Annotated in this window: 1 protein-coding gene; it reads right to left on the bottom strand. The window is 61.2% G+C overall.

What is annotated here, in order from left to right; all coding sequences use genetic code 11:
- Positions 1 to 140 precede the first annotated feature (140 nt).
- Positions 141 to 796 (bottom strand): DUF4352 domain-containing protein (locus tag HGG74_RS20955; RefSeq protein ID WP_168489476.1); only part of this gene is annotated, 656 nt, incomplete at its 5' end.

The raw sequence follows: 796 nt of genomic DNA, 5'->3' as shown, positions 1-796 counted from the left end.
AGCTCAGGGCTCACCTTCCCGCACAGATGGGCATCCCCCGCGGAGTGACCGTTGCCGTGTTCTGGTGGGCTGCTCTGGGAAACGAAAAGGCGCAGCCCCCACATGTCTGGGACTGCGCCTAGTCGAAAAGCGATCAACGGTTACTTATTGATCCAAGCTCCCCGGTCCGAGAAGAACGAGAAGACCGGCTCGTAAAGCACTACGTACTGGCCTTCCTCAGCGTCTTTTGCATCGAAGCAGACATCGCCCTTAGTGCTTCCACCAGGTGCAATCTGGCCGGCACTGATCATATTGTCACTGCCGCTGAAAGAAGTGTTGGCGATCGTCCCGCCAGGAGACTGCAGCTTCCAGTCCATGGCGTTGAAGTCGATAGTTTCGTCAGAGCCGTTGGCCACGGTCACCGCGGTGCACAGGGTGGCTCCCAGAGTTGCGTCGCCCTCGGTAATCGGGGCGGAGGTGACGGTGATTTCTCCAAGCTTGAGCTTGTCGCCGGCTTCGCCCACGACGTCGGAGTCCTTCGCACCGGGGAATGCCGCCTTTGCCTTCGGCTCTTCGGCCGGTTTCTCCGCAGCTTCGTTCTGTGCCGCAGCCGGGGCCTGGTTTTCTGTCGACGAGTTGTTGGCGGCGGTGTCCTGGTCGCTGCCCCCGCCCCCGCCGGCAACGCTGGCAATGGCGATGATGGCTACAAGGGCCAGCGGCAGGATGAACCGCTTTTTCTTGAACCAGGGCCGGGACGCCTTCTTGTACGCCTTGTCTGCCTTGGCCTGAGCCTTTGCATCGCGTGCTGGATTGCCTG

Source organism: Arthrobacter mobilis, from assembly GCF_012395835.1.
GTDB lineage: Bacteria > Actinomycetota > Actinomycetes > Actinomycetales > Micrococcaceae > Crystallibacter > Crystallibacter mobilis.
This window is presented reverse-complemented; position numbering and strand designations above follow the sequence as displayed.